Below are 25,053 nucleotides of genomic sequence, written 5' to 3'. Positions count from 1 at the left end.
AGCGCCCAAGACCCCCGCGACCACAATCGTTAGCGGCAGCGTAGCTGAAAGCGTCGAAGATGCTCCGGTCAAGACGTCGAAATGGACAACCGCAAATGCCGCGACAATCATGAATGCCACCCCGGCAACTAACGGCAATATCTTGGTTTGCATCAGCCCCCTGCCGGGTTGCGGATTGTGGTAAAGGCGTAGAAGCCTCCGGCATTGGTGACGTGCCGAGCCATCGCCGTGTAACCGGCAGAAAAGCATAACAGCAGGACAACGGCGACACAAAGGGCTGCCGGAATGCCAACGCCGTTGCCCAATAACATGGCGACCGGAAAGACACCCGCCGTAGCCGCGAGTGGCGCGGCCGCCGAAATTACAAAGAAGGTGATCGCTCCGACACCAAGTGCGCTGGCCTTCAATGAGCCGCCAGCCGGCAGAATACCTGTTGCAGTTTCGACCACGTCTGCCATTTCTCTTCACTTCCGTTCTTAGAAGATAGTTGCTGTCGCAACAGCTATCTTGTTTTGAGAGCGAGCGGCCTTCAAAGAACAAGAAACTCCAATCACATCGAACCACACGGCCCACCCAGGCCTATAGCTGGGGCAATTGACCGACGCTCGGCGGCGACCTCCTCGCCGGACCCGCTAAGCCGTTGCCGCGCTGGATTTCGAACCGACCCCATAGCGTTTGAAAGTTCGATCGATCACCGATGGGTCGATCCCCTGCACAATGAACACGATCCGCGTGCGGCGGTCCTCTGAAGGCCATCGCGCCATGACCGTTACCGGATGGACAACGTGCTGCACGGCCTGGATGATTCTCGGGCGGCTCGGATCGCTCGCGACGGCGACGATTCCCTTCACGCGCAGCAGATTCTCGCCCTTCATCGCCGCGAGCAGATCGACCCAGTCCAGAAAGGCCGCTTCATCAACAGGCTCATCGAAAACAACGCTGTGAGCGATCAATCCGTTAGTATCATGCTCATGAGTATGTTGATGATGAGCCCCGTGGATAGGCCTCCAGGCCGCCGCGAGAGATGTCTCCGATAGTCGACGAGCCAGGTCGTTGTCAGTTGGGCTAGCTATTTCCGCTTGCGGATTGATCGCCGCAAGCCTCGTTCGCAGCCTGACGGCCGTGGCCCCATCGGTCAGATCGGTTTTGGTGACCACGAGGAGATCGGCTACGCCGACCTGCCGGGCAGCCTGCGAGTGTGCCGAGAGAGTGGCATTTCCGTTGACTGCATCGACCGTCGTCACCACACTTTCGAGTACCCAATCCGGCGTCAGCGAAGGGTCCACTGTCAGGCTGTGAAGGATGGGCGCAGGGTCCGCTAGACCCGTGGTCTCGATGACAGCCCGAGAGAAACTCAACATGCCCTGCGCCCTGCGCTGCGCAAGGTCGACCAGCGTGTCGACGAGGTCGCCCCGTACGGTGCAGCATATGCACCCGTTATTGAGGATGCGCATCGATTCCTCGACGTGCTCGATCAGAAGATTGTCGAGCCCGATCTCGCCAAACTCATTAACTATGACGACACAGTCCGCAAACGAGGGCTGACGAACCAGACGGTTGAGCAGCGTGGTCTTCCCGCTACCGAGGAATCCGGTCAACAGCGTTACCGGAGCACGATTGGCGGTTGCCATCTAGCGCTCGTAGACCTTGGCCCCTTCGAACCAGGTACTGAGTACCTTGGTCTGGGCTATCTGGTTGGACGCGATCTTCGTGACGTCTCTGTCGATGATAATGAAATCAGCTGACTTTCCAACTTCCAGTGAACCCGTCTCGGCGTCGAGGCCCATGACCTCGGCCGAGCCCAAGGTGTAGGCCCGTATGGCAGTTTGAACGTCAATCGCCTGTTCGGGGCCCAGCTGTCCGTCATAACCGCCGCTGGGATTTCTCCTCGTCACCATACCTTCGAGGCCGTCCCAAAGATCTGGGGTGGGCGCAACCGGCCAGTCCGAGCCTCCGGCAATAGACACCCCAGCTTCGACAAGGTCACGGATTGGCGCCATCCTGTCGACCAGCTTGTCCGGAACAGCAGCACGGATCGCTTGCTCGAAGATAGCCGGATACCAGAGCACTGGCGACAGGTCGGCCGTCACCTGAAGGGCGGCCATTCGCTTGATATCCTCCGGATCAACAAAAACAGCATGAGCGATCTGGTGACGCAGATCGCTTGGCCCCTCGAAGTCGCGAACGATATCGAATCCGTCAAGCGCCAACCGCACCGATCCATCGCCGGTGCAATGAACTTTGACCGCTAAGCCATGCCGCTCACACTCGGCAACCATCTTTGCGAATTGCGGTAAGGTCAGGGTTGTTCCGCCGCGATAACAGCAACCAAACGCTGCGCTGGGACGATAAGGTTCCAGCATCGCCGACGTCCGGGTCATCGGAACCCCGTCGAGGAAGAACTTGGCGAAGTCCGGTCGCACGTGACGCGTCCGGAATTGCTCCTTGACCTTGAAAAGGTCGGTACCCATCGGGCCCGGGAGATACATGACCGCGTGCGCCGGAAGGGTAGCGACCACCCACGCCTTTAGCTCACCCTTAAGATCGAGATCGGCGAGATTAGCAAGCATTCCATGGAAGGTCATGGCGTCCTGGAATGCGGTCACGCCGTAGGAATTCAATACGCCAATGGCGTGCGCCGCCGCCTTCTGATTGATCGCCGGATCGCCATAATTCGCCTCTTCGGAGACCGCGTCGACCAGGGCGGTGGCCGCCTCCACCAACAGTCCCGTAGCCCTGCCCGTCGACGGATCTGTCGAAATCTTGCCCTGCCCGGGGACCAGTGTGGTCGAATCGATGCCAGCCGCTTGCATGGCCGCCGTGTTGCACCAGCGATTATGATAGGAGTCATCGCGTAGCGATACTGGCCGGCCCGAGCTGGCGTCGTCAAGTTGACGCAGCGCATCGAGCGTGTCGATCCGTTCGAGATGATGGCTTCCGAAGTTGCCACCAACGGCCCATCGCTCGCCAGTCATCGTTTCGCACGCGCTTCGAACCGCAGCCAATATTCCGTCAAAGTCGAGACTTGGAGGAAATACCACTTCGTACAGAATGGCGCGACCTGCAATCGCATGATGATTGTGAACATCGATCAGACCCGGCATGATCGTTTTACCTGCTAGATCGATGGACTCGGCACCAGCACCCGCCGCCGCCATGACTGTCCCATCATTTCCGATTGCTGTAATGCGACCATCTAAAACGGCCATCGCGGACGCGCGGTTGCCGGATTGATCGCAGGTCAAAAGGTTTGCGTTGTGATAGACGGTCGTCGTCATGTGCCCCTCTTTTCGGTCGTAGTCAGAATGCTAGCGCGAAGTCTGCAGCGGATGCTCTTGGTAACTTTCTGCAAGGACGGGCAAATGTTCTCCCCGCGATCCCTGGCCTGTCATCTCCCAAACAGGGGATATCGTCTCGGTACAGGAAGCGCGTTGCCGGTGCAGAAGCGCCGATCCGGAATGACTTCGGTCGGTGAAACGACGACCAGCTGGCCAGCCCCGAAATTGCGGAGCGGCATACCCGCCCTGCTGGCCGGAACCGGATCGGTTACAGGAACGACCAATGAAACTCAGAAGGAGTCACGCGACTTCATTGCCTTCGACGCGAGAAGCCTCTGCTGGATCAGCCACCACGGCCTCCTCGTCGATCTGGTTCCGTGCTTAGCAGCCGCTCGGGTTGTCATTTTCCGCTAGTATTCGCGCCGACCTAGCTGCTCCTTCCATGAGATCGATAGCAATGTCTATGTCGCGATCGAGGGCGGGCTGTGTCTCACCACCGCCGATGGCCGCGAGACCTTTTGCGAACTGGCCGCCGTGATGCCGAATATCAGGCACACCATCGCCAGCGACTACCGTTCGGTGCTCAGCCTCGTGCCAAGGCATTCACGAGAATGCCGCGCGCCGCACGCAATCCCTCTCCTGAGCGAATGCAGCGAATGCAGCGAATGGAATCTCGAACCGCGACCAGACAGGCGAGAGCGATCAGAAGCCATATCGTCTTGGGCACCTGCCCCGTCTGCAATGCGGCGAGCGTCAGGGCACCGAACGAAACGAATTCACCCTGTGGAATGAAGATGATTCTCGTGACCGTAAAAACCAGAACGAGGGCCACGGCCAGGAGTGCATAAATAGCGCCGACGGTAAGGCCATCCTGAATCAGAAGCGGCGCTATGTTGCCGTTCATTCCGAAGCGCTCCGACTGAGACCTTTGCCACTTTGGAGTTGGGCTTGTGCGAGTATTGCTTCGAACTTTTCGGCGTCGCCAAGCTCTTCCATCAGCAAAAGGCAAAGACGCGCAAGGAAGAGCGACTCCTTGTCTTCGCCAGCCGCCGTCACGGCATCACAAAGGTTCGTGTAAGCGCGTTCGCGCTCATCCCGGCTCCAGACGCTCATGAAAGTTCGGCCTTTCCGCAGCCAAGCGCGGTATCAATTGCGTTGGATAGATCGCCCGGTCGCATGATGCGCCAGCGCGCGCAGACATGCCCGTCCGGCCTGAACAGATACACGGCAGAAGGTGCCGCATCATATAGTTCCGTGAAACGCCCTTCGACGACCTCCGCGTGCAAGGTCTGCAATTGACCGGCGGTCCCGGACAGGAGCCTGGCTGCTCCGATCGTAAGCAGAATGACAGATAGGCCCAGATTGATCGCGCAATGCAGTTCGTTCGTTACCATCGACGGCGCATCACCTTCGCCACTCCAAACCAGCGTGAAATCGCTGCCGAGAACGCTGGTAAGGTAGCGTTTCTTCCCGTCGACGATGAGCGGGCACTCCAAGGGAGGTGAGCCCGGTCGAGGCCCGGTTTTGAACGAGCCTTCGTCGCGCGTGACGGTGTTCAAACGCGACCCTTCATAGGCGATCGGGGCGGATTGGCGGGGATCGATCAGCGTCGCGATCGCGGGATGATCCTTGGCCAACGAGAGCACCGCGTCTCGCATCAACTCGTAGCCGCGCGATGGCGGCGCCATGAATTCGGTGCTCTTCATTGCACTAGTCACGTTTACTTCCCAGGCGCGCCGACGTTCCTCGCTGTAAGTGTCGAGAATCGTGTCGGGCGAACATCCCGCGATGACGCTCGCAAGCTTCCAACCGAGATTGAAGGCATCGTCAAAGCCGCTGTTCAGTCCTCTAACTCCGAAGATGGGAACCAGATGAGCCGCATCCCCGGCAAAAACAACGCGATCGCTTCGGTAGCTATCCAGAGACACTGCAGCCGCGCGGTACATGCTGGTCCAGATCAGTCGCCACGGGCGGTCAATTCCCATCATCTCAAGATGCGCGGCAACGACGGGCGTCACCTTGTCTTCGCGGATCATCTCCTCCGAATCTTCCGTCGGATGAAGCTGATAGTCGAGCCGCCAGATATTGTCCGGCTGCTTGTGCATCAGCATGGTGCGACCAGGATTGCTGGGCGGATCGAACCAAGCCAACCGCTCGGTGGGAAGATCGAGATCGATCTCGATATCGACGATGACGTATCGGCCCTCGTACGACGTACCGTTCATCCGGAGTCCGACGGCTTGTCGCACCCGACTTCGCGCCCCGTCGCATGCGACCAGGAAGTCGCATTCGGTCGCATACGAGACCGTATCGGTGGCCAGTTCGACGACCACACCATCGCGGCCCTGATGCAGGCCGTCGACGCGCGTCCCCCACCTCACTTCGAGAAGATTAGGATCGCGTTTGGCAACGGCATCGAGCAGGAATTGCTCGATATAGTATTGCTGCAAATTCGTCATCGGCGCGAGCCGCTGATCCCTGTCGTTCGGCATGGTGAAGTGAAATACTTCATCGGACCGGTGGAAACTTCGTCCACCCGTCCAAGGCAGGCCTTTTTCCTGGAACGGCGTAAGAGCGCCCAAACGTTCAAGGATTTCGAGCGTGCGCCGGGACAGACAGATGGCTCGGCTGCCGGCGCATACCGTTTGATCCGCCTCGACGACGAGTACGGCAATCCCGCGGCTTGCGAGCGCAAGCGCGACCGCCAGGCCCACAGGACCGCCACCGGCTATCAGCACCGGCCGCCGTGCGATTTCCCGGCCATTTGCCAGCGGCGGAACGGTCACAGGATGTGTCGTATGCACAAAATTGGGAACTGTGCTTTCCACTGCAAACACCTTTTATCGTCTAGGATTGGTCGGGGATCATTTGGGCTCGACGTAGCGCCAGCCGCCATTTTCAATCCGGACCATCACCTGGCTGCGTTCGTCGGCACCGTTATGATCTGTCGGAGACGGGGTGTAGCCAGGCGTTTCCACGGATCCCAAAAGACACATCGCGGCAAACTATTGCCGTCGACCCAACTGTGCCCGTTTCTTCTACCTTTAAGGTCCTTGATTTGCACCGACTAGATTTGTGGAGCATGTTCAAACAAGTCGGATTTTCGTCTGGAATCTACGACGCGAGCAGCTCCTTTAACTTACTGTCCAGGAATGCGCCGTCCTCGGGATTCAATCCCGGACCTCCAGCAAAGTGGCCCCACACGGAAGGAATTGGGATAAACTTTGCGTTCGGCATGTTGGCTGCCTCGATCTCGCTGTCCTCAGGCGTAAAGTAAAGATCGGTTTTGCTCGGCATGATATAGGTCTTGGCCTTGATCGCGCGTAGCGCCGCCTTAAAATCACCTTTGTAAATCTCGTTGTCGCTGATGTCGCCATTCTGCCAAGTCCAAAGCATGGCCAGTAGATTGTTGGCATCCCTTGGCAAGATGATCCCCTCCCAGAACCCGACCAGAAAATCCTCAAGCGAGGAGAAACCTAACGCCTTGGCGTCGAGTTGCTCGCGATAGAAGGACTGAGAAAGACCCCAGCCGGCGAAGACCCGCGCTGCCGCACGAAGACCGCGCGCAGGCTTATCGGTGTACCAGCCTTCCATCCAGACGGCATCGGCAGTGAGCGCCGCCTTGACGCCCTCCAGGAAAACAAAGTTGTGACGCGAGCACCTTGCTGCACCGCAAAAAGGAGCGAGAACGTCCACCATGTCCGGATAAAGCGCGCCCCAATGGAAGGCCTGAAGCCCCGCCATCGACCAGCCAGCCACCATTCGGATGCGTTTGATACCAAATTTCTCGGTGAGCAAGCGGTGCTGAGCGCGCACATTGTCGTAGATCGTTACCTGCGGAAACCGGGGCCCATTGTAAGGCTCGGGCGTGTTGCTTGGCGACGACGACAGTCCGTTGCACAACATGTTCGGAATAATGATGAAATATTTTGTGGGGTCGAGCGCCTTTCCGGCTCCAATCAACCATTCGTTCTCATAATGCTGGCCTGAAAACCAGGTCGGGTACACAATTACGTTGTCCTGGCCCGGATTGAGCGTCCCATATGTTTTGTAAGCCATCTTGCAGTCCCGGATCGTCGCCCCACGCTGTAGCGCGACGTTACCAAGATCGTAGACCTCGTAATCAAGAGCCATCGACGTGTCCTTATTCTCTGAGGGGATAGCCCTGGAATGGCAGATGCTACAGCCCAGTTACTCAATGTGATTGCAGGGTACTAAGAGACGACGAGTGGGCTGGCTCACCAGCAAAGTCCCGGCATCGCCTTAGTAATCGGCTCGTTGTCGCCCTCGCCCAATTCCCGCCTCTCATAAACCGTCGCGTCCTTTCTTCGCCACCGAACCCCGTTCGTTCCTTCATGCCCGCGTTAAGCCTCACCTAAATGCGCCGCCCCCCTTCCGCTTCACATGTGCCAATCAACTGCATGTGGTCGGTGAGATATGTCGGCTGGCCCAGAAGTAGGACAAGCTGCCCACGTTCTATGCACTCGCACGCACCGCGCACGGCACCAGCGTGGGGTCCGGGTAAGCATCCGCGCCCAACGCATTGTCGATAAAGGAGCTGCCGTCTTCGATCGGCAGGTAGAGATCGTCAAAAAGGTCCACGTCGCTTCCGTCGCGGCGGTCTACTTGTTCAGTGTGGATTACCCGGTTCGCCCTACCGCGGCGTATCTTCAGCGTGCTGGCAAGCTTAGGAACGTTGCGAACCGCCTGGGTCAATCGAAGTTTCGCGCCCGCAGTCACATAGTCGTTTTGCATGTCGACCACGAGGACCGCTGTCCGGCTCGGCTCGATGTTCGGCATCTCAGGATCTCTGGCTGTGTCGTCAAAACGGTAACACGCGCCCTGATCAAGGCGCTTGACCAAGGTCGCCAAGAGGTAGGCTCGTCTTGCCATACATCTTTGCAACAGGTTGGGTTCGGTGTTAGCCTGTGCTGCCCTCTACACGGGTGGTGGGCGTCGAACACGCAACTGGAATGCAAATTGCTTGTGATTATCTCTGCCAATCTTGCTGGGGCATTGTCCGATGCGTACCTTAATGATCTCTACCCCAGTCAAGCCGGGCGACGGCTTCGACCACTACCACCAGGTCACCTGCCGAAACTACTCGGTGACGGATTGTAAGCCGGTCGCACATCAGAACTTTCGCGCGCTCGTGTCGATCAGGGAGTTTGGCGCGCTTGTTCTCAGCGATATCTCCTGCTCGACGCCCAACGACGAATTGATCGAGGTGACTCGGACGCCGGCGCATATTCGAAAGGATTACCGGGACGACTTTCAGTTATGGCTGAACCTGGAAGGCGGCGCGGTCTTTGCGCAGAACGGCCTCGAAGTGCGGATGCGGCCCGGCGATCTCGTCCTCCACGACCAGACCCAACCTTTCGCCTTGGCGTTTGGACCGCAGCACCGCGCCATCCTGATAACCATTCCACGCCCATTAGTGATCTCGCGCCTGCCTACGGCGAGCAAGCTGGTAGCTCGCCGTATCTCCAGCGATACGAGACTCGGAGCACTGACTTGGACGGTTTTGAATCAATTGGTAGCGCTGGAGGAACCAAACGACGAGGTGGCCAAACGCATCGGCGCATCGGCGCTCGATATCTTGGCAACAACGTTTGAAGCCGAACTCATGGATACGACCTATGAGGCATCGAGACAGTCGAGACGGCTAATTCAGGCCAAGCGCTATATCAGCGCGAACCTCCACGATTCCCGGCTCGACCTCGACACGATCGCCAATGCTCAAAATATGTCGTCCCGCACGCTTAATCGTCTGTTCGCTCTCGAAGGTACAACACCGATCCGTTGGCTATGGCAGCAGCGGCTTGCGGCAAGCTTCAAGGCGCTGGCGGAAGGGCACGTAATCTACGTAACGGACGCTGCGTTCAACTTTGGCTTCAGCGATTCCTCGCATTTTAGTCGCGCCTTCAAGGCGGCATTTGGTCAATCACCGCAGAACCTCGCCCGCAGCCCTAGCTCGCGTCGTCAGACGTCATGATCGTCACGTTGATCTAATGTGCGCGTCACCTATGCCGAACGCATTCGGCCGATTGGAGGCGCTGTGTTCACAGTGCCTCCTCATTGAATTCAGCGGAATCTGGAGAACCATCCAAGTCTGGTGGTCGATGCATTTGAGCTGCTTCGAGTTCCACAAGAAACCCCGAGCGGCTGAGGGCCCATTCATTCGGTAGAGACATATCCTCCAAGCTCGGGGGTTTCTTCCAGCGCCAAAGGAGATATCTCTCCTGTGATCACCCCCTTTTCGATGACTAAGACGCGATCGGACAAGCGTCGAATGAATTCGAGGTTTTGCTCGACAACAATGATGGCCAACCCATGGTCGCGATGCAGCCGGATCAAAATTTCCAAGATTTCGTCTACGATTGAGGGTTGAATTCCTTCCGTCGGCTCATCGAGCAACAGCAACTTGGGGCGCCCGCACAGGCAGCGTGCAAGCGCCAGTATCTGCTGTTCGCCGCCAGACAACGCTCCGCCGGCGCGATCGATAATCGAATCTAGGCGAGGAAATTGAGCCAGGATACCCTTGATGGCTTGCTCTTCCGGATAACCACTGGCCGGAACAAAGCCCATCCGCAAATTGTCAAGGACCGTCAGATTGGGAAAAATAGAGCGACCTTGCGGCACGTAACCGATACCAGCCCGAGCACGAAGAAAGGACGATTTACGGCTCATATCCGCTTCGTCAAACCGGATTGCGCCGCTTGTCAGCGATATCTGTCCGATCAACGTCTTGAGGAGGGTCGTCTTACCCATCCCGTTGTGTCCGAGAACACCAACGACTTGATGATCTGTAACTGTGAAGCTAATTCCCGAAAGGACCGGGATACGACCATAGCCAGCGTAAATATTGTCGACGTTGAGCATCACGCTGCCGCCCGTTTGCCGAGATAAACGTCACGGACCGCCTGATTGCTAAATACTTCCTCCGCTCCCCCTTCGGTGAGAATCATCCCTTGATTGAACACGGTAATGCGCTGCGCGATGCTGCGAATGAAAGACATATCGTGCTCAACCACAATTATTGGATGCTGCCGGTTGATCTCAAGAATGAGCGCCGCCGTTCGCACACGTTCCTCCTCGGTCATGCCGGCTGCAGGCTCATCCAGCAAGATCAATTCCGGATCGCCACACAGCACCACCCCCAACTCTAGCCATTGACGCTGGCCGTGCGCGAGCTGGCCCGCCAGGCTGTTCACAAAACCGCCAAGCGAAAATCGCTCGACCTGGGCTTCGACCGATTGCCCGATAGCCTTTCCCTTCTTGTGGCGCGCCGCGGCAATCCAGAGATTTTCCTGCACGGATAGGCCGTTGAAGACGCTGGGTTGCTGGGTCTTGATGCCAATGCCAAGGCGAGCAATTTCATGCGCTTGCAACATGGTGAGGTCCGTGCCCCGGAAACGCACAGATCCGCTCGTCGGCTTGATCTGGCCCGTGAGAAGCTTAAAGAAAGTACTCTTACCTGCTCCGTTCGGTCCGATCAGACAGCGAATCTCACCTTCCGCGAGTGAAAAATCGACACCGCGAATTGCCTGCATACCGCCAAAATGCTTGATCAACCCAATCGTCTCAATCAGTGGAGGGGTGCTCACGTCTTGTCCTTTCGCGAGACGCTCGCGACCGAGGGTTTCGATCGACACATCGAAAGAAACCAGGGCATAAGCTGGTCCGTTACGATGGGCGCAATTCCCTTGGGAACAAGCAGCACAAAAGCCAGCAGCACGGTACCAAGAACAACATTCGCATCGACGGTCTGCTGCGAGCCGAGGCTGGCTGTCAACCAGGAGATCAATGCAGCGCCGATCATTGGGCCTATCAACGTCCCAACTCCTCCGACCATCAGCCAAATGATGATCTGGGCAGACTGAACCACACTGAACGCCGTAGGACTGATAAAACCACCCCATGCCGTGAACAGGCAGCCCGCAAGACCCGCAATAGCGCCGCCAATCGAAAACGCGATCAGCTTGTGGAGGCGCGCGTCGTATCCGAGGAATTCGACCCGACTCTCATTCTCTCTCACCGCAATCAGGACCCTTCCGAACCGCATGCGGAGAAGCATTCGCAGCCCAAAATAGACAAGCATAAGCGCGACCATGCAAACCCAAAACATATCTTGCGGACCCAGCACTGCATTTGGATCGAACGGAACGTTGAGCGAGGGAACGTTCGGTATTCCATTAAAGCCACCGAGATGCACGTCGCCGATCCGGTATTGCGGTCCCGCAGTCGAATTGACGACGTTATAGAAAATCAGGGTTACCGTCAGCGTGATAACACCGACGTAGACGTCGCTGATACGCGCGTAAAACATGAAATATCCCAGCGCGGCCGCCAGCAACGCCGGCAATGCCATCGCAATGACAATCGGCAGAGTGCTATCTCCCACATTAATGACACTTACGGCGTAGGCGTAGGCCCCCAATCCGAAGAAAGCAGAATGTCCAAAGCAAAGAATTCCGCCATAGCCCCAGATAAAAGCCAAGCTCAAGGCGAGAATCGCGAAGATCACAAACAATGTGACCCGCAGGAGTGTGAATAGTTCAAGCGCGAGAGGCAAGCCAACTAGTAGCGCGATCCCGATGACGCCGACGGCGATTAAGGAAGCATTCGAGCGAACAAACGGGTGCATCAGAGTGCCCGTCGGAAATAGCGGCCGGTGATCCCATTCGGCAACAGACGGATCAAGATAACCGCGGCAACAAGCAGTGCCACCTCCCCGTAGACCGGGTTGGATAAAAATGTAGCAAGTTGATTGACGAAACCGAACATCGCGGAAGCTGTGACCGTGCCGACCAGAGGCGCCGGCCCTCCGCCAATGACGGTGATGAAAGCACGGCCGATGTAGGATCCACCAATGCTCGGAAAGACACCGGATATAGGCGCGAGTATGCCTCCAGCCAGTCCGGCCAGCCCGGCACCGAATGCAAATGTGGTTGCGTAGATCCGTGAGGTGTCAACGCCAAGCGCCGCAGCCATCTCGGCGTTTTGCATCGTTCCCCTGGCCAACAGCCCTAGACGCGTCGCACGCAAAACGACATAGACGCCGACGATCGTGACGACCGACATGAGGATCACGAAGAGGCTGTAGCCACTTGTTTGATAGTTACCGACCTTGATCCCGGACAGGGGCGCCGGGACGCCTTCGGTATGACTGCCGAAAATTGTCGTTAGGATGCCCACGATGAAAAGGCTAAGACCCCAAGTCGCCAACATCGTTTCTACCATCCGGCCATAAAGACGGCGAATAATGACGCGCTCAATAATTGCACCGATAACAGCGACAGCGATCGGCGGAACAATCAAGATGGCGACCCAGATATTCACGTTATGGTGGTAAGCGACAGCGGCACTATAGCTCCCCATGACCATAAACTCTCCGTGAGCAAGATTGATGATACGCATCATGCCGAAGACGACGGCAAGACCGATGCTCATCAGAGCCAACGTCGCGACGCCGTTAACGAAATCAATCCCAACGAGGATGGCTAGATCCAACTACGTATCTCCAAAATCGGCACGACACGTCGTGCGAGCGCAGGCTTCTTAAAACGTCCAAATTGATGCGGCCCGGCAAGCCTTTTTGATCAGGCCATCCGGGCTGCAAAAACTCAAATCCCAACGCGCCCTACTTGACGGATATTACGTACTGCTTCGCATCGCGAGGATTCTTCTTCAGGTCGCATACCATGGCTGTGTCGATCGGCTTCCGCTGCGGGAACGTGTTGAGAATAACGGTCTTCTTGTCCTTGAACTTCGCCAAGTGAACGTCGAAGATACAGTGGTGAGTTTGCGGATCGATCGACACCTTTCCGCTCGGCCCGTCGACGGTGATCCCGCTTTCAAGCGCCTCAATCACCTTGTCGCGGTCAATCGTGCCGGCCTTCTTCACACCGGCGGCCCACAGCAAGAGCCCGATATAGCTTGACATCGTCAAGTCGGTCACCGGCGGGTAATCCGCTCCGAATTTCGCGCGGAAGCGAGTCAGAAACTCCTTGTTCGCCAAACTGTCGATGTCTTGCAGGTAGTTGTACGCCACGACGATGCCGTTTGATTCCTCGGGCGTGAGCACCATCTGCTCATTTCCAGCTCCAAACGTCGTCGACGCGATCGGGATTTTTCCGGACAAGCCAGCCGCATTGAACTGCCGATAGAACGAGATCGGGCCACCGCCGACCAAGACGGTCAAAATCCAGTCGGGCTTCGCCGCCTGGATTTTGGAGATCGTGCTTCCGAAATTGGTCGCATCGATCGGAAAAAATTCCGTACCGATAACATCGCCACCCCGCTCCTTGGCGTACTTCTTCACCCACTCCGAGGTGATCTGACCATAGTTGTAGTCCGCAGCCAGAACGTAACCCTTTTTGCCCCATGTTTTCACGGCATGATCCACGAGAACTTCGGTATTGTGCCCGGGGGTCGTGCCATCTGCGAAGACATTGCGATCGCAAACACCGCCCTCATACGGCGTTTCGTAGAAGTAGAGAGTTTTGTATTTACCGAGTACCGGTCGAATAATCTCGCGCGATGCGGAGGTAATGCCCCCATGCACCACGGCAACCTTGTGCTTGAGGGCGGCCTCCTGCGCATATTGCGCGTAGAGCTGCATGTTGGATTGGGTGTCGAAGCTGACGACTTTAACTTCGCGGCCAAGAAGTCCGCCAGCCGCGTTCATCTCGCCAACCGCGAAATTCAGGGCATCGAACATTGACTTCCCGTACGCTTCGAGACCTCCTGAAAGGTCATACATGCTGCCTACCACGATCGGGTCACCGGCCGCTACGGCTTGGCGCAACAACGCGGGCGCGAACACTGTCGCAGCCGTTCCACCTTTCAACAGAGCTCTACGATTCATAATCATCGCAACAATTCTCCCCCGCCTGCTATTCACAACTGGCCGCTCGATTAAAATTTACGCAGTTATCTACTCTACTGCTTGCCTCAAACTGCCAGGTGTTAGGCTGTGTTTGCCAATTTGGTCGATTTTTATCTGTCCAATCTTGCCAATCACGAATCTGAATTTGCAATCGCAGCCAAAAAACAGTGTGGCAGATGCCATTACACTCGTGGCGAGCTAGTCGTAAACTATGCGCATAGCACACGGCGCCGCGCCCAAGTTATGGCTCCACGCGCGGCATGAAATTCCAATCTAATTTCCGTGACCAATGCGGAAATGTTGGTTGGCGTGCCAAGACGCGCCGCTTGGGAGAAATCGGCGGCCGGGACTGCGCTCTAGTGATCGGGAGCCTCGCGTGGCATCAACGATCAGAGTCCCATTGTTACGAATATACATCGCCTGCACAGCGCAACGATCAATACAACGGCACTTCAGAGCATCACTGATGGACAGCGTATTGGCCGACAGAGACAACTGAAAGGCAATGCCAGTCAAGCAATGAGGCTTCCAGTATGTGACGTTCACAATCGAAGTGCGACTGGTTTCAACTGTGAACTAGCGGAGCGCCGAATATCGTCAGCTGCCCTGAGGCAGACCCTAGATTTCCGGATGTTCTCTGCTGTTAGGCTTCTCCGCGAGATAGGGTTCGCTCATGTGGTAGGACCGCCAAAATGCTTCCACCACTCACGATAGAGAGAACGTAATGTCCTTCAAAATTCCTTCCATCGAGCAAATCCGGAAACTGGGCGACGGCATGGGGATGGATATCACCAACAGCTACGCCGAGGCCTTCATAAATTACATCGCTCCCTTTGCCGACGGTTATCGACAGATTGCCGCTTTGCCGGATGACGTACCGCCGATCAAATATCCGCGCGGACATTACTACCGGCCAGAAGGCGATGAAAACAAGCACGGCGCCTGGATTGCCAAGGTGAACATCAAGGGTGCGACAAGCGGACCACTTGCCGGTAAAAAGGTTGCAATCAAGGACACCTATTCTCTCGCGGGCGTCCCGCTCACCAATGGGGCATCCGTATTGGAAGGTTATGTGCCGGAGTTCGACGCACCGGTGATTACGCGACTTCTCGACGCCGGCGCCGAAGTTATTGGCAAATCGACTTGCGAATACTTTTCGTTCTCGGGCGGCGCAGCCACCAGCACATCTGGCCCGGTTCACAATCCTCGCGCTTGGGGACACACCGCAGGTGGATCTTCGACGGGCTCCGGCGCCTTGGTTGCGCTTGGCGAGGTCGATATGGCTATGGGCGGCGATCAAGCAGGCTCAATCCGTATTCCGGCCTCCCTCTCGGGCGTAGTGGGTATCAAGCCGACCTGGGGCCTTGTCCCTTACACTGGCATTATGGGCATGGACCCGACGATCGATCACGCCGGACCGCTCACGGCAACGGTTGCCGAGAATGCGCTCTTTCTGGAGGTCCTGGCCGGCAAGGACGGTTACGATTCGCGGCAAAGCGACCTTGAGATGGAAAGCTACACCAAGGCGATCGGCCAAGGCATCGCGGGTATGAAGATTGGCGTGGTTAAGGAAGGATTTGGTCAATACGACTCGCATCCAGACGTCGACGCTGGAGTGCAGGCGGCGGCAAAGAAGCTTGAAAGCCTTGGAGCCCGCGTCGATGAAATCTCGATACCTTGGCACCTGACCGGGGTACCCATCTGGGCCGCGATTGCCCTCGAGGGCACGTACCATGGAATGATCACGAGTCCCCTGCCCCGTCACACCGAAGGCGTTTATCCAATCTCGCTTGCTGGTCGACTGGGCTCGCTTCGCGATCGGGCCAACGAACTGCCCGACACGGTAAAGGTCGGTATGCTGCTCGGCGCCTACACCGACAAATACTATCAGGGCTATTTCTACTACAAAGCGCAAAATCTTCGCCGACGGCTGCGTGCTGCATACGACAAGGCGCTTGGCTCGTATGACTTGTTGCTCATGCCGACGACCAGGATGATGGCTTCCAAGATTCCGCCCCCCGATGCCCCCCTGGAACAGATGATGCAGCACTGCTGGGAGCAAATTACGAACACGAGCCCGTTTAACGTTACGCACCACCCCGCCATTTCGATCCCGTGCGGCCTCGGCGAAGGTAACCGTCCGATCGGCTTGATGCTCGTCGGCAAGCATTGGCGGGAATCGACGGTATACCGCGCAGCGGACGCGTTTGAGCGCGCTGGCAATTGGCAATCGATGGGTCCGAGCGGAAAACGCTGATACAAACGTACAATCGAGCACCCCGGTGGTCGCGTATCACCGAGGTGCTCATACAAAATCGAAATTCTGGCGAACGGCTTTTCGGTCAGAATATCCGAAGCTTTTCGGGTGAGGTTTGCGGAGGCATGATTTTGCGTTGGCTCTTACGTAGCAATCGCCGTCGATCGATGATGCTAAGCCTGTCGTCTGCTGCCTGAAGGCAACGTCCTTGCTGAGCGGAGACGCGCAAGGATCCGGTCAAGTTACCGAGTGTCGGAAATAATGGCGATCGACGAAACAAGCGACAAGCAACCTGCCGGAAGGACGCTCACGGTAGACTTGCAGCAGCTGCGATTTGCGGTTGCCGCTAGTGACTGCGGAAGTTTCAGGCGAGCGGCGGACCTGCTTTCCGTTCGACACTCCTTGCTGAGCCGCTCCATCGGTCAGCTAGAGCATTTGATTGGAGCCACTATATTCGAACGCTCGAGTGGAGGAGTGAGATCCACACTCGCCGGGAAGAGCGTCCTGAGAATAGCGAGGGTCGTCCTGGAACAGGTCGACGCACTTGTTGCAACAGGGAGGTCTAATGGTCGGGGTGAGGCCGGCCGTATCTCGGTGGGATTCTGTACATCTATTTCCACCGGAAATCTGCGGGCTACCTTGCTCGACTTCAAGAGACGTTTTCCGCACATTGACCTGGCAACGGTTGAGCGGCCGCGCTCCCGTCTGATGAACGCCCTTCGAATGGTACACTCGACATAGTTGTCGTCACGGGGGACGCTCCGTCGTCCGGGAACAAAACTCTCAAACTCTGGAGCGAGCGGATACTTGTCTCCTTGCCCGAACGTCATCCGTTGGCGGCGCGCGCAGTGATCCATTGGACGGATCTGCGTGGCGAGACTGTTCTACTAAGTCAACATGATCCCAGTCGAGAGCTCGAGGATCTAATGATATCGAAGCTCATATCTTCGGTCGACCGACCACGGGTCGACCTGCACGATGTAAGCCGAAGCATTATCAAGAGTCTCATCAGCATGGAGCTTGGAATCAGTCTCGTAATGGAATCCGACACGGGAGCAAGTTTCGCCGGACTTGTATATCGTGAGCTTCGAGACGGAACGGGATCAAGCCGAATAGACTTCTCCGCACACTGGCGCGCCGCAAACGAAAACCCGGCCTTGGACGGTTTCCTCGAGCTATTGTCGGAACGCTATCGGTCGCCAACGTCTCCCGAATGAACTGCTACTCGTCTTAGCTTCGAGAATCCGCGATCCGTAGCCATGAACCGCGCGAGCATAGGCGCGACAAGCTTGCCCGGATCGCTGATGGGTTGGCCGGATTCGCCTGCAACGGCTTTCGCGTAGGCCAGCAAATCTCGATGCACGGAAGCCGGCAATTCGATGCTGACCTTGACTGGTCTCTCGTCTGGAAGCGTCCCAATCTTGAGCTTGGTCATTTCACCCTCTGTACGGCTCGAGAACGAGATCGCGATTGACGATAACACGGACGGGAAGTCCCGGACGGATGGTCAACGTCGGCTGAATATTGAGGCTACGACGAACAACCTGCTGGCCGGTTTGATTCAGTGAATCCCCTGCCCCGTGCCGCAAGGCCTGGATGATCGCACTGTCGTTGCTGTTGGTGTCGGAGCCCGCGCCGAGTTCGGTGCCGACAGCAAGCAGCGTCGACAGTGCAGCAGCTTTGAGCAATTCGCCCCAATGGTTGTCGACTTCATCTTCGAGGCCGGCATATCCTGCCGCGTCTGCACCCGGCTGCCGCTCGAGAACGATCGAATGGCCGCTCGGCATGATAAGGCGGGTCCAGACCAACAGCACGCGTGACTGACCGAACGCAACCTGGCTGTCGTAGACCCCGATCAAGCGCGCCCCTTGCGGGATAAGCAGAAGGCGCCCGGTCGGCGAATCGAAAACGTTTTCTGTTACCTGCGCGGTGATCTGGCCTGGAAGGTCCGATCGAATCCCGGTGATCAGGGCTCCCGAAATGACCGTTCCAGCCTGCACGATATACGGTGAAGCCGGCCTGGTGATGCGGTCGGGGCTTACTGTGCGGCGATCCACGGATGCGTTGACGAAGGCGAGCTTCTTGTCCTGACCACTCTGTGCGGATCCTTCGTCGTTATTGGTGGTCGAGATCGATGAAGCATTGCGGTCGCCCCCCTGAGCCGCACCAGCAGGGGGACGCACTTCTCTCCCATTGGTAGAAGCAAACACGTGGCTTACGCGGGCTGCTTCGGTTTCCTGATCCCGGCGCTGCTGTTCAGCATCTGGAGCCGTGCCGCCGATCGTTGGCGACAGGCCCTGTGCAGCAAGGATCGGTCGGCCAAGGTCTCCAGGGAGCGGCGGACCGAGTTCCGGGATCGCCTGGCGCGGAACGCCTGCGTAATCCTTCGGCAGCGTCGTGATGCCGTCGGCGACATTGTGATGGTCGGTGCTATAGAGCTCATCAGCCGCCTGGTTTCGGGAGCGGCTGGTTTGCAACGACCACAGCACAGCTCCGCTGATGACAAGCAAGGCAACCGCGCTCCCTCCCGCCAGAACCTTCCGCGACAACCGAACGCGGACATGTCCGCCCAACAACGAGTTCCTGCCGCCTGGACCGCACCATGAAGCCGGCTTTAATCCATGGTCGGGGCATATAGCGCATCTCCGCAAAGAAGCGCTGGATCGCGGGGATAAGGTTCAATGTCTGTAAGACGGCGTCCCTCGCCGCAGCAATAATGCGGTTGCGAATGTTTGCCATTCTTCCGACCATCACCGAATATCGAATAATCGCCTCAACCTGCGGCCTTCTTTCTGTCTCGTAAGTCTCAAGGATCGTGGGGTTGAGCCTCCCTTGCAGTACCGCCGCAATCTTCCAGCAAATGTTGTTGGCATCGCGAGCGCCCGTGTTCATGGCCTGCGCGCCGAACGGCGGCATGACGTGTGCTGCGTCGCCGAGCAAGAAGACCCGTTTCGATCCCATTCGCTCGGCGATGCGCTCCGAAAATCCATAGACCACCGACCGGATGATTTTGAGGGGTGTTCCTTTGTACGGAGTATGTCTGTCCACGAGATCACGGATGCTGTCCGCCGTGGCAATCTTGCGATGATCTTCGCCGGGGTTGAGCATGAACTCCAGCCTTCGCCCGCCATATGGCGTAGGCACGCTGTTGAACGGCCGCTCAGGATTGCAAAAAAACGCGAGAAGGGGGACCGGTCGGGAAACTCGGCGAGGTCGACCACCAAATGAGGCTGATCAATGCGATTTCCGGCGAAAGAAATGCTGACAGCCGAGCGGATGAAACTTCGCGCGCCATCACAGGCGAGTACAAATCGTCCCGTCACTCGATGTTCTCGCCCGGCACGAAAGACCTTCAACCTGACGCCATTCTCATCCTGATCTAGGCCTGCGACAGTAGACCGGTACTGCAGATCGACGCAGGGAAAGCGCTGCGCGCCATGCAGCAGCTTCTTCTCGAAGACTGGCTGCATCAATCCCGCGCGGTTGCCAAATCCATTCGATGTCAAGAAGGGGTTGACCTTCACCACCGGCTTGCCCCGCACAGAATAAAAGAAAATTCCAAAAGGCGGCGATAGGTGCTCTTCCATGTCGCCGAGCAACTCCAGGTTATCAAGAAGACGGAGATATTCGTCGTCGATCACGAGTGCTTTGGGCAAGTCCGACGTCAGTTCATTCCGCTCCAGCAAGATTGTGGAAATCCCGAGCGAGCCGAGAATGTTAACGACCGTCAGGCCGACCGGCCCCGCACCAACGACCAAGACATCGGCATCTTTGGTTCCGCGCCCGTCGGGTCCCGAAATCGGCTTGATGAGTTCGCGGATCTGATCAAGCGACAGCTGATTATCCATTAACGCCCGCCTTTCTAATTTGGCAGTTAGTTTCGACCGACGACAGCCTCAGAGCTTAGCTACTGGTGGACTTGGATCGCGTCCGTCCCATGCACAGGTGACGAACAAAAGTTTGAAATCAGCAAATTGCGGTCCGAGTTCCGAAGATTCTGCATCATCCCCGCGCCGCTGCTTTTACAGCGTGACCAACTAGACGCAGCCGAAGAATCAAATGTAGGTAGCCATCCCCTCAGAGAGGGCGTGTCATGCTTCGGATCAGCGCCGCCGAACACGTGATGGGGGCGCGGCGGCAGGAAAAGGTGGAAAGCATCATTACATCCCGGTCCGCTATTCTAGTGAATGGGCCGGGCCGGAAGGGCGTTTATGCGAATACAGCCGGCCCTGCCTGTCGCGAAGCCTTGCAACGGCTCTGACCTTCTTAATGGCGATTGGTCACGCTGCGGCCGACCGACCGCGGATTTGTCCGATCCGACTTCCGGGGCGATGCCGCCATTCAGCGGACGTTCTGAGCCGGCTCGCCCGACAGCTGGTAGCTCAACCTTCTGCCCACTAAGTCCTGTGGAAACTCGCCCGCTGAGGATGTTGGCAGACGACGGCTTGAGCTGAAATATGCGCAGAACATCTGGGTCGTTCGGTGGTTCTGATTTTCCACATGTTCGCGGGGCGCTCCCGAGCGACCCAATCGGCCGAAGTGACAACCATCTTGAGCGAAGACCGCCACGCTCGTCCGTCGCGAAACCCTGACGCGACGCCAATCATGCTTCGTGGCTATGCAGTCGAGTTACCATTTGAGTGAGGCTGCGGTATCTCGCCGCTCGCGTAAGGTCGACTCGCGCGCGATGGCGAGGCCGATCAAGGCAACCAATGCCATCGCGGCAGCGACGACGACCATTGCGGGGCGAAGACCGCCGACCGACGCGGCCAGCGGCGCGATGAGCAGTGGGCTCAAGAACTGACCGAAATACAGACCGAAGTAAACCTGCCCGGTTGCCTTGCCCATGTGCCAGGGCTTTGCGGCGGCCATCGTCCAGGCCATGACATTGGGAATCAGCATCCCAGCACCAAGACCATTTACTGCGAGGACGACGAAACTCTCGGCATAGCTGGTGATGCGCGACAGCCACCAAATCCCCACTGCCAGCAGCGCAAAGACCAAGACGTTGATCGATTGCGTATTGAATCGCCTCCGTAAAACGGGCCACAGCAACGTTCCCGCGGCAGCCGAAAGAACTCCGAAAGCGGCCCCCATTCCGATGGCCTGAGTCGATGTTATACCCAGGTCCGCGAGCAGAAACGGGTACTGGACCGGCGGTAAGTAGACGGCGATCATGCCCACCAGCATGACTGTAATCTGGGGAAGCAGCGCGGACTTTGGCGGCCGTGTAGCTGCGAACCCCAGCGTATCCGTGCGCGGCGCGTATGGTGGGGGGGGCAGTCGAAGTTGGAAGGGAATCAGGAGCAGCGCGAGACCATAGAGCGCGAACGGCAGCCGCCAGTTCATTTCGCCGAGAGCGCCACTGACCACAAAGAGAATCGTGCCGCCCACGCCGATAAAGCGCATTTGCAGATTGAGATAACGTTCGCGCTCCTGTCCTTTGAAGTGAGTACCGATGATGGACGTGCAGCACGTCATGACGATGGCTTCAGCGGCACCGAAAATGAACCGAGAGACGACGATTTCAGTTATGCCATCGAGCCAGAGCGGAGCGACGCCGGAGACGGCGTATAGCGCTGTGCCCCATACCAAAAATCTGCGGCTCCCCCAACGGTCAATGACTGTGCCGATGAAGGGTGAAGCGATCGCCGTGACGAATGCAGGCGCCATCAGCGCCAACGCCACCAACAATTCGACGTTCTTGACCGAGGCGTAGGCCGCCTGGAACTTGACCAGGATAGGGACCACCAGGATGGATGCCAAGATGGTCATGCAGCTGCCGAACAGCAGCACTATTCCGACGCCGTTCACGCGTTCAATTGTCTTCATGTCGCCCCTCACCCTCACTGCACTTCTTGACTTGACATCGATCCCGCCGATGCTCGCCCGCTGTGGGAACAAGCCGGACCGCAGATATGTTTCCAGGCAGCCGGACCTGCCGCGCGAGCAAAGGTGTCGACCCGCGGCGAACGCCTCTCTTCCGGAAGGTCGACCTTTGCGACAAGGGATAAATCGCCTGTATCGTAGACTTCGCGGCCGTTGAGCAGCGTCTTCAGCACCCGGATTTTGGGAAGCGCATCGTTGTCACAGGTCAGCGGGTTACGATCGACGACCGCAATGTCGGCCTTATAGCCTGCGCGCAATGCGCCGATCCCGCTCCAATTCATCAGCGTCGCGCCCGAGCTGGTCCAGGCTTTCAGAGCCTGGAGCCGCGACACCGCCATGCCAGGTTGAAGGTTCCGATGGCCTGAACCTGCAAACTCGTGCGTCTCAGCGAAAGCGATGTGCTCGAAAGGCCTTGCCGGCCCCCAATCACTGCCGAGCGTCACGTTCGCTCCCGAATCCATCATCCGCCCCAGTGGGATGAGGTCGCTCAAGCAGTCTCTTCCAATTCGCTCAGCGTAGAGGTCGCCCTTCCCCCAGCTGAAACTCATGCTCGTCGACAGATGGAAGCCAAGCTCCGCATAGCGTCGAATCGTCTCCGGGCTGATGAGGATGTTATGCTGCATGATCCACCCCTTGGATGGAATGTCGTAAGAACTCAGGAAGGGCGCGAGCGATTCCAGAAACTCGCGATGGTCCTGGTATGCTCCTTGAACGATGTTTAGCCGTAGGTCGTTCTTCAGGCAGAACTCGATCGCCTCGCGCTCGATGTTCTGAGGCACGAAGGTGTGTCCCCGCGTTGCACGACCGTAGGGATCTCGAATCGTTTTGTCCGCGCGAAGAAACCCTGGCCAGCACGGACCTCCGCGCGAAAGCGTAAGACCGTTGATGCGAAAGAGATCGTCCTGCACAGACCTCGAGCGAAGCGCTAAAGCAAAGTTGGAGCGACAGTCCTCCTCTGAAGTCCCCAGCCCATAATCGAATGACTGCGCTGCTTCAAGCGAGCTCATGACGCGCAGCGTGCTTTCACCGGCTTCGCGCATAAGCCGATACGCTTCGATGTGCTCCGGTGCCATGACGTGCCCCTCATAGCCTGCTGTCACACCACGGCTGTTGGCAATAAGCTGTCCCAGCCGCGCACCACGGTTCCAGTCATCAACAGTCGGCATCGGAAGGTTGACCATCAGGGATAGCCAGAAGGGATCAGGATTGTAGTAGTTGGTGACGCTGCCGCGAAAAATGCCGCTGGGCTCGCCATCTGGCTCTTTTTCGATCCAGACATCGCTCACGCGGGACGGTAGCGAAGCGGTTATCCCTAAACGGCGCATCGCCACGGTATTCATGGCACAGACATTCGGAATGCGCGGACCCCACGCGGCGATCATGACCGGATGGTTCGGCGCGATCACATCGAGCAGCGTACGGTTCGGCAGGCGACCTTCGGCGAGATCGCGCCAGCTCCTCCTGGTGAAATAATGAGGCTCGCCGACCGGGGTGGTAATAATCCATTCGCCGGCTGGCACTGTCCGTGCACGTTCTCGGATACGCTGGGCGATGTCGTCATGATTCTTGGCGTCGAGAATATCGACAGACATGCCAACGACGGCTGCAAAGTGAAGGAAATGAGGATGCGTGTCGATAATACCGGGCATGGCGGTCGAGCCGCGCAAGTCCAAACGCTCCGCCCCTTGGCCCGCGACTGTGAGCATCGAGCCCAAGTCTCCGGTCGCGAGAATGGTGTCACCATCGATCACCATGGCTTCGGCCATGGGCGATGCCGCATCTAGCGTAAGGATTTCACCTCCATGAATTACGGTTCGCATCGGCCTCTCTCAAGGTTTAAGGTTAAGTGACCGATGGTCACTTCACGAGACTTGCCGTTTTGACAGTGGCTGTCAAGTATTGCAGAAACGGTTATTCACAGCCGGACCGACGATGAAAATCCGAAAGAAGATGCCCGACGGCCACCACCACGGCAATTTGCGCGAGGCCGTGTTAGCAGCCGCGATGTCGCTCCTGCGGCAACGGCAGACTCCGTCGTTCAATCTCCGCGAGATCGCGGAGATGACGGGCGTAGGGCACTCGGCCGTATACCGGCATTTCGCCAGCAAGGACGCCCTGCTCGCCGATATCGCGGCCCGCGGTTTTACCGAACTAGCCCAAATTCAGGATCGGGAAATGGCCCTAGCCGGCGATGACCCTTGGGAACGGCTCATTGCGGCGGGGCTCGCCTATGTGAATTTCGCCCGAACCAATAGGGCGGCTTACATTGTCATGTTCGACCCCACTATGCGGGAGCGTTGGAACGAGCTCGAGAATGTCAGAACGGCATTGGACACATCATTCGGCCAGTTCGCCAAGACAATCGTAGCCTGTCAAACAGCCGGCCTGTTGCCGGCGGCGCCTCTCGAAATCCTGACCAGCATGCTTTGGTCTGCAGGGCACGGCCTCGCACAACTACTCGGATCGGGTCACCTCGATTGGCTTCAGTCTTCCGCAATAGGCGAAGACCAGTTTGTATCGATAGCTATCCATGTATTTTGCGAGGCCTTGCGCGCTCCGGCTTCAAGACCGTGGCTGGAACTACGACCTAGTCTAGCCGCCGCGACCCCGGGCCCGAGATCCAAGAACTCCTCCTGACCAAGCTCGCCTCACCCGGAGACCCAAAGTGGTCTATGGTAGAGCGCGCCGCGCGACAGCTTGCAGGCGTCCGCAAGGTCGGCGATCGAGGCCCGCATATA

Annotated in this window: 20 protein-coding genes and 4 pseudogenes; 5 read left to right on the top strand and 19 right to left on the bottom strand. The window is 57.6% G+C overall.

Translation table 11 applies throughout. The features are described 5' to 3' along the window. Positions 1-179: 179 nt before the first annotated feature. The 8 genes and pseudogenes from B5V03_RS01865 to B5V03_RS01830 all read right to left on the bottom strand — a co-directional run. Positions 180-458, bottom strand: a pseudogene (locus B5V03_RS01865) (amino acid permease); the annotation flags it as partial. A gap of 174 nt (positions 459-632) precedes the next feature. Continuing rightward, positions 633-1,631, bottom strand: coding sequence for a CobW family GTP-binding protein (locus tag B5V03_RS01860; RefSeq protein ID WP_129267561.1), 999 nt, complete (start codon positions 1,629-1,631; stop codon positions 633-635). Further along, positions 1,632-3,278, bottom strand: coding sequence for an amidohydrolase (locus B5V03_RS01855; protein ID WP_129267560.1), 1,647 nt, complete (start codon positions 3,276-3,278; stop codon positions 1,632-1,634). A 583-nt stretch (positions 3,279-3,861) separates the two neighbouring features. Continuing rightward, complete coding sequence (locus B5V03_RS42170) at positions 3,862-4,182, bottom strand: ABC transporter permease subunit (protein ID WP_129267559.1); 321 nt, start codon at positions 4,180-4,182, stop codon at positions 3,862-3,864. Further along, positions 4,179-4,391 carry a hypothetical protein gene (locus B5V03_RS01845; protein ID WP_129267558.1) on the bottom strand — a complete coding sequence of 71 codons (213 nt, stop codon included), beginning with the start codon at positions 4,389-4,391 and terminating at the stop codon, positions 4,179-4,181. The genes B5V03_RS42170 and B5V03_RS01845 overlap by 4 nt, the downstream gene beginning before the upstream one ends. Next, positions 4,388-6,064 (bottom strand): FAD-dependent monooxygenase, encoded by a 1,677-nt coding sequence (locus B5V03_RS01840; protein ID WP_206736108.1) that lies wholly within the window; start codon positions 6,062-6,064, stop codon positions 4,388-4,390. The genes B5V03_RS01845 and B5V03_RS01840 overlap by 4 nt, the downstream gene beginning before the upstream one ends. Positions 6,065-6,392: 328 nt before the next feature. Next, entirely contained in the window at positions 6,393-7,412 is a 1,020-nt protein-coding gene (locus B5V03_RS01835; RefSeq protein ID WP_129267556.1) for an alpha/beta fold hydrolase, read from the bottom strand. Between the two features lie 342 nt (positions 7,413-7,754). Continuing rightward, entirely contained in the window at positions 7,755-8,150 is a 396-nt protein-coding gene (locus tag B5V03_RS01830) for an isochorismatase family protein (protein WP_164987718.1), read from the bottom strand. A gap of 163 nt (positions 8,151-8,313) precedes the next feature. Here B5V03_RS01830 and B5V03_RS01825 point away from each other — a divergent pair, with 163 nt between their 5' ends. Further along, the gene (locus B5V03_RS01825) at positions 8,314-9,273 is read left to right on the top strand and encodes a helix-turn-helix domain-containing protein (protein WP_245502138.1); all 960 of its coding nucleotides are present in this window, start codon (positions 8,314-8,316) and stop codon (positions 9,271-9,273) included. Positions 9,274-9,455: 182 nt separating this feature from the next. Here B5V03_RS01825 and B5V03_RS01820 read toward each other — a convergent pair whose 3' ends face one another. From B5V03_RS01820 to B5V03_RS01800, 5 genes are all read right to left on the bottom strand, one after another. Continuing rightward, positions 9,456-10,160, bottom strand: a complete 705-nt coding sequence (locus tag B5V03_RS01820; protein ID WP_129267553.1) for an ABC transporter ATP-binding protein — start codon at positions 10,158-10,160, stop codon at positions 9,456-9,458. Continuing rightward, entirely contained in the window at positions 10,160-10,831 is a 672-nt protein-coding gene (locus tag B5V03_RS01815) for an ATP-binding cassette domain-containing protein (protein WP_129267684.1), read from the bottom strand. The genes B5V03_RS01820 and B5V03_RS01815 overlap by 1 nt, the downstream gene beginning before the upstream one ends. A gap of 50 nt (positions 10,832-10,881) precedes the next feature. Continuing rightward, the gene (locus B5V03_RS01810; RefSeq protein WP_129267552.1) at positions 10,882-11,925 is read right to left on the bottom strand and encodes an ABC transporter permease subunit; all 1,044 of its coding nucleotides are present in this window, start codon (positions 11,923-11,925) and stop codon (positions 10,882-10,884) included. Next, the gene (locus B5V03_RS01805; RefSeq protein ID WP_129267551.1) at positions 11,925-12,791 is read right to left on the bottom strand and encodes an ABC transporter permease subunit; all 867 of its coding nucleotides are present in this window, start codon (positions 12,789-12,791) and stop codon (positions 11,925-11,927) included. Before B5V03_RS01805 ends, B5V03_RS01810 begins: the two co-directional genes overlap by 1 nt. Positions 12,792-12,921: 130 nt before the next feature. Beyond that, positions 12,922-14,154 carry an urea ABC transporter substrate-binding protein gene (locus B5V03_RS01800; RefSeq protein ID WP_129267550.1) on the bottom strand — a complete coding sequence of 411 codons (1,233 nt, stop codon included), beginning with the start codon at positions 14,152-14,154 and terminating at the stop codon, positions 12,922-12,924. A 739-nt stretch (positions 14,155-14,893) separates the two neighbouring features. Between B5V03_RS01800 and B5V03_RS01795 the strand changes: the two genes are divergently transcribed. From B5V03_RS01795 to B5V03_RS42890, 3 genes are all read left to right on the top strand, one after another. Then, complete coding sequence (locus B5V03_RS01795) at positions 14,894-16,426, top strand: amidase (RefSeq protein ID WP_129267549.1); 1,533 nt, start codon at positions 14,894-14,896, stop codon at positions 16,424-16,426. A gap of 261 nt (positions 16,427-16,687) precedes the next feature. Next, on the top strand, positions 16,688-17,167 hold the full coding sequence (locus tag B5V03_RS42895; RefSeq protein ID WP_349643382.1) for a LysR family transcriptional regulator: 480 nt from the start codon (positions 16,688-16,690) through the stop codon (positions 17,165-17,167). Beyond that, positions 17,164-17,643, top strand: coding sequence for a LysR family substrate-binding domain-containing protein (locus tag B5V03_RS42890; protein ID WP_349643383.1), 480 nt, complete (start codon positions 17,164-17,166; stop codon positions 17,641-17,643). Before B5V03_RS42895 ends, B5V03_RS42890 begins: the two co-directional genes overlap by 4 nt. Here the strand turns inward: B5V03_RS42890 and B5V03_RS01785 are convergent. The 6 genes and pseudogenes from B5V03_RS01785 to B5V03_RS01760 all read right to left on the bottom strand — a co-directional run bounded on the left by B5V03_RS01785 (position 17,616) and on the right by B5V03_RS01760 (position 24,081). Next, on the bottom strand, positions 17,616-17,861 hold the full coding sequence (locus B5V03_RS01785) for a DUF2274 domain-containing protein (protein WP_129267548.1): 246 nt from the start codon (positions 17,859-17,861) through the stop codon (positions 17,616-17,618). The genes B5V03_RS42890 and B5V03_RS01785 overlap by 28 nt on opposite strands. Before the next feature lies 1 nt (position 17,862). After that, positions 17,863-18,990: pseudogene (locus tag B5V03_RS01780) on the bottom strand (TrbI/VirB10 family protein); the annotation flags it as partial. Positions 18,991-19,246: 256 nt separating this feature from the next. Then, positions 19,247-19,534, bottom strand: a pseudogene (locus tag B5V03_RS42990) (FAD-dependent monooxygenase); the annotation flags it as partial. Between the two features lie 113 nt (positions 19,535-19,647). Next, positions 19,648-20,274, bottom strand: a pseudogene (locus B5V03_RS01770) (FAD-dependent monooxygenase); the annotation flags it as partial. 781 nt (positions 20,275-21,055) lie between these two features. Next, positions 21,056-22,258: an MFS transporter gene (locus B5V03_RS01765; RefSeq protein WP_129267545.1), complete on the bottom strand. Its 1,203-nt coding sequence runs from the start codon at positions 22,256-22,258 to the stop codon at positions 21,056-21,058. Between the two features lie 14 nt (positions 22,259-22,272). After that, complete coding sequence (locus B5V03_RS01760) at positions 22,273-24,081, bottom strand: amidohydrolase (RefSeq protein WP_164987716.1); 1,809 nt, start codon at positions 24,079-24,081, stop codon at positions 22,273-22,275. Positions 24,082-24,247: 166 nt separating this feature from the next. Between B5V03_RS01760 and B5V03_RS01755 the strand changes: the two genes are divergently transcribed. Further along, entirely contained in the window at positions 24,248-24,952 is a 705-nt protein-coding gene (locus tag B5V03_RS01755) for a TetR/AcrR family transcriptional regulator (RefSeq protein ID WP_129267543.1), read from the top strand. Positions 24,953-25,053 lie beyond the last annotated feature (101 nt).

The organism is Bradyrhizobium betae (genome assembly GCF_004123905.1).
In the GTDB taxonomy this organism is placed as follows: domain Bacteria; phylum Pseudomonadota; class Alphaproteobacteria; order Rhizobiales; family Xanthobacteraceae; genus Bradyrhizobium; species Bradyrhizobium betae_A.
This window is presented reverse-complemented; position numbering and strand designations above follow the sequence as displayed.